The sequence below is a fragment of the Acinetobacter sp. UBA3025 genome (assembly GCF_002367915.1).
GTDB lineage: Bacteria > Pseudomonadota > Gammaproteobacteria > Pseudomonadales > Moraxellaceae > Acinetobacter.
In genome coordinates this window covers 1-4,676 of the sequence record NZ_DFDO01000177.1, presented here as the reverse complement: position 1 = coordinate 4,676, position 4,676 = coordinate 1, and the positions used below count along the sequence as shown (strand labels likewise).

At 38.9% G+C, this 4,676-nt stretch carries 4 protein-coding genes; 1 reads left to right on the top strand and 3 read right to left on the bottom strand.

From position 1 onward, the window contains the following. From B4J23_RS07435 to yaaA, 3 genes are all read right to left on the bottom strand, one after another. The coding region (locus tag B4J23_RS07435) for an adenosine deaminase family protein (protein ID WP_414631567.1) at positions 1-513 on the bottom strand (513 nt) is incomplete at its 3' end. 77 nt (positions 514-590) lie between these two features. After that, positions 591-1,913 carry an NCS2 family permease gene (locus B4J23_RS07430; protein WP_004815389.1) on the bottom strand — a complete coding sequence of 441 codons (1,323 nt, stop codon included), beginning with the start codon at positions 1,911-1,913 and terminating at the stop codon, positions 591-593. Between the two features lie 1,107 nt (positions 1,914-3,020). Then, positions 3,021-3,803: a peroxide stress protein YaaA gene (gene yaaA, locus B4J23_RS07425; protein ID WP_291359704.1), complete on the bottom strand. Its 783-nt coding sequence runs from the start codon at positions 3,801-3,803 to the stop codon at positions 3,021-3,023. Between the two features lie 122 nt (positions 3,804-3,925). On the opposite strand from yaaA, the gene B4J23_RS07420 reads away from it, so the two are divergent. Then, positions 3,926-4,558, top strand: a complete 633-nt coding sequence (locus B4J23_RS07420; protein WP_291359702.1) for an alpha/beta hydrolase — start codon at positions 3,926-3,928, stop codon at positions 4,556-4,558. Positions 4,559-4,676 lie beyond the last annotated feature (118 nt).

Here is a 4,676-nt window from a genome sequence, read left to right as displayed (position 1 = left end):
TTCACTTGAATCCAGCCCTACTCCAATGATTTGATCTTTATAAGACAGCGCTTGCTCTAATGTCTCAAATGCTGCCTCTTCACTTAAATGACGTAAGAAGCACATAATCAGATGTGAAGTAATGCCTAATTTAGCTTTCGCATCATCGCAGGCTTTCTGCAAGCCATTAATCACGGTTTCAAAGGCAATGCCACGATCAGTATGCGTTTGCGGATCAAAGAACATTTCAGTATGCACGACATTATCATCCGCACATTTTTCAAAATATGCCCAAGCCAGATCATAATAGTCCTGTTCATGAATCAGAACATTGGCACCCGCGTAGTAGATATCCAAGAAAGATTGCAGATTATGGAAATTATAAGCCTGCTTCACTTCCTCAACTGATTTATAAGGAATGCTAATTTCATTACGCTGTGCAATCGCAAACATTAACTCAGGTTCAAAGGTACCTTCGATATGCACATGCAGCTCAGCCTTTGGCAAGGCCTGAATCAATTCAAGACGGTTCATCGCTACTCCTGATTAAACCTGAGAAAAATAAAAAAGGGTGCAAACTGAGTTTACACCCTTTTGATATTCGACAAAAATTAGCCGCCAAACATCCAGAACTTCAATGCCCATAGTACTGCGATGATCCATACCATGTATGGAACAGTTTTCGCTTTACCTGTCAGCAGTTTAATCAGCGCATAGCTGATAAAACCCATTGCGATACCATCTGCAATTGAGTACGTAAATGGCATGAATACAATGGTCAGGAACGCCGGAACCGCTTCAGTAATATCATCCCATTCAATATGGACAATACCCTGAATCATCAATACACCGACAAATAGCAATGCTGGAGCAGTAGCAAAACCTGGTACAGATTGAGCCAATGGAGCCAGGAACAAGCAGGCAATGAACAGCAAGCCAACTACGACGGCAGTCAGACCAGTACGACCACCTGCTGCAACACCCGCTGATGATTCAATATAAGGAGTAGTTGAAGAAGTACCTAACGCCGCCCCAGCAACAATCGCAGAAGAATCGGCAAATAATGCTTTTTTCAGACGCGGCAACTTACCATCTTTCAGTAGACCTGCACGATGTGAAACACCTACTAGCGTACCAGTAGAGTCAAACAGATCCACCAAGAAGAATACGAAGATCACACCGATCAAGCTGGCTGTAAATAGACCTTGAAAGTCCATTTGCAGGAAGGTTGGTGCAAGTGAAGGAATTTGCCCTACTACACCCTGGAACTGGTTATAACCTAAAGCAGTAGAAATTGCAGTGATTACCAGAATACTGATAATAATCGCACCACGTACTTTGAAGTGATGCATTACCACTACTAACAGGAAGCCAAGTAGTGCAAGCATAACTGTTGGCTGTTTCAAATCACCCAGACCCACCAAGGTCGCTTGATTATCCACAATAATGCCAGCATTTTTCAGTGCAACTAGGGCCAGGAACAGGCCAATACCACCACCAATCGCCAGTTTGAGTGACATTGGAATAGCATTGACAATCGCCTCACGTATTTTGAACATACTGATGGCAATGAAGACCAGACCTGATACAAATACTGCACCTAATGCAGTTTGCCAAGGCACACCCATTCCCAGACAGACTGAATAGGTAAAGAAGGCATTCAGACCCATACCCGGCGCAAGTGCGATTGGATAATTGGCAATTAGCCCCATTACCAGACAGCCAATTGCGGCTGCAAGACAGGTGGCTACAAAGACAGCCCCATGATCCATCCCGGTTTCGGATAAAATCATCGGATTAACAATAATGATGTAACACATTGTCAGGAACGTGGTTACACCTGCCAGAACTTCTGTACGGAAACTGGTTTTGTTTTCACTCAGTTTGAACAGGCGTTCCAGCATATTTTCTGAAGATGGATTAGGAGTCGTCATGACCTAGCCCCTATTGAGTAAACTTTATGCTTTAAGCATGCCGCCGAATCCAGGAAATTTTATAGAAAACTTCATGAATTTTAAGGATCTGTTAGCAACGAATATGCCAGCTTCGCCATTTAGCGGGTCAAAATGTTTCAATAGCGAACAGTAAGAAAACTGCGCTAGAAAAACTCAAAAAACAATCTAAACAAAAAAGCTGCATAACCCCTATGCAGCTTTTTTCATCATTAGAATCAAATACTTAGTTTAAGTGAATTTGATCTAACTTTATCTTTTGCAAATTATAACACATTGATTTCTGATTGCTTCTTAGAATTTATATTTTATTAAAAATTAATATAAGTCAGCATCATTATTCTTATATTTTCTTTTATTTATTATGATTTTATTTTTATCTTTTTACCTGACTCCCTAATCAAAAAGCTTAGTGCAAATCTATTAAGGTCGGGGCCGATTTGCATTCAGCAATTTAGTTGAATGTTGTACTTCTTTCAGAATCTGATGAAGCTCTTCATGTTTTCTTGTTTCGGCCTGTTGGTGAACACAATAACCGAGTAAACCCACCATCAGCACAAAAATAGGAATTGTATAAATTTTCATTTTTGTAGTTGAGTTATGTAACAGCATTGAAATTATGCTAACAAAATAACAATAAAATTGTGACATAGTTTACAAATAACCCGATAAAATGCAGTTTTTCAATTATTTAGAGTTTTTATATTCTTCATTTTTTTTATACTTCTTATTCAATTAATCATAATTTTTTGAGCCATATTTTTTTATTTTTTAGTCATTTTTTGAATATTAAAGAAATTAATTGATTGATTCTATTTTTTATTTTTTTAGAAATTTGTCTTTACTATATAAATTTATCGAGTGAAAAATATCTTTTAAAGCTCACTATAGCTTTCATTATATTATTTAGCTTTTGTTCTAAAAAATTTATCCATTTCCTGTCAAAAATTCTTCTAAATAAATGATATTTTAAAAGTTCCTTCCCTATTTTTTAATTTTTATTCAATTCAACCTAATATTGCTAAACTTAAATTTACCCAAGACTTTTAAGAAAATTTCTTCATTCAGTCTTGGGTGAACCTTTTATCTTTAAGCAGCTACCTGCTCATCACGTTTAAATACCAACTCACCTTTTAGTGAACTTTCATCATCAAAATAATACCCATCGGTATTAAAGGCTTTTAAGTCTTCAGTTCGTTTAATCTGGTTTTCAATGATAAAGCGCGCCATTAAACCACGAGCTTTCTTGGCATAGAAGCTGATGACTTTATATTTACCATTTTTCTGATCTAAAAATACCGGCTTGATGATTTCAGCCTGAATTTTGCTTTCTTTCACTGCCTTGTAATATTCATCCGAAGCAATATTGACCAGAATTTCAGACTCTGCTGCTGCCAGGTCATGATTGATCAGATCAGTGATGGTATGTCCCCAGAACTCGTAGAGATGAGCACCACGTGGGTTAGTCAATTTGGTTCCCATCTCCAGACGGTAAGGCATCATCAGATCCAGTGGACGCAATAAGCCATAGAGGCCGGATAACATACGCAGATGGTTCTGTGCATAATGAATCTGATCCTGCTTTAACTGGTAAGCATCCAGACCGGTATAAACATCCCCTTTAAAGGCAAAGATTGCCTGACGAGCATTGGAAAAATCAAAATCTGGCTGCCAGTCTCTGAAGCGCTCCGCATTCAAATTGGCAATTTTTTCACTGACGCTCATTAAGCTGGCAATTTCAGTTGCTGATAACTTGCGGGCAACTTCTATCAATTCCTGGGAATGTTCCAGCAATCTTGCCTGAGTAAATTGATCGGTAGGTAAAGGTGTTTCGTAATCTAGAGTCTTGGCTGGAGAAATTAAAGCAAGCATAGCAACCTGGTTAAAAAATGATTAATCAAACTATATCAGTAGACTTATTTTAATTCCAATTCATGTTTTTATTTATCATAATCGTTAAAATAGAAAATTCTCCTGCAATTTATCGGTTTGCTATGTCCGAACCAATCTTCCTCCAAGGCCCTGCTGGCCAACTTGAGGTTTTTGTGGATTATCCTCAGGGTGAAGTGAAAGGATTCGCGATTGTTTGTCATCCCCATCCATTACAAGGTGGCACACCACAACATAAGGTTCCAGTGTTACTGGCACAAATGTTTTTAGAGCGTGGTTGTGTTGTCTATCGTCCAAGTTTCCGTGGTTCTGGTCAAAGTGCCGGTCTGCATGATGAAGGCTTTGGCGAAACGGATGATATACTTGAAGTCATTAAATATGCGCGTCGCCAACATATTGACCTGCCTTTCTTGGCAGGCGGTTTCAGTTTTGGTGCACATGTCATGGTCAAGTGTTACGCCGCCCTGCCAGTTGAACTGCAACCTTCAAAAGTGATTTTGTGTGGTCTACCGACTGCAACCGTAGCTGGCCTACGTCACTATGTTACTCCACAGATCAAAGGTGATATTTTATTTATTCATGGTGAAGCGGATGATGTCACGCTTTTATCCGACATGATTGAATGGGCCAAACCTCAACGTCATCTGGTCACGATCTTGCCCGGTGCAAACCACTTCTTTACTGGTTATTTGAAGCAGCTTCGGATTGCGATGAGCCGTTTCCTCGCATTAAGCTAATCAAAAAAACCTCATCGAATGATGAGGTTTTTTATTCAGAAATAAAATCTTTAACATGAATTTCATAAATTACAGCCCGATATTTAGGTTTATCTAAGTGGCTAGAAATTTTCCCACC

Bases quoted from the DNA above. Each gene is read 5' to 3' on its own strand.
- B4J23_RS07430 (WP_004815389.1), bottom strand. From the start codon at position 1,913: ATGACGACTCCTAATCCATCTTCAGAAAATATGCTGGAACGCCTGTTC.
- yaaA (WP_291359704.1), bottom strand. From the start codon at position 3,803: ATGCTTGCTTTAATTTCTCCAGCCAAGACTCTAGATTACGAAACACCT.
- B4J23_RS07420 (WP_291359702.1), top strand. From the start codon at position 3,926: ATGTCCGAACCAATCTTCCTCCAAGGCCCTGCTGGCCAACTTGAGGTT.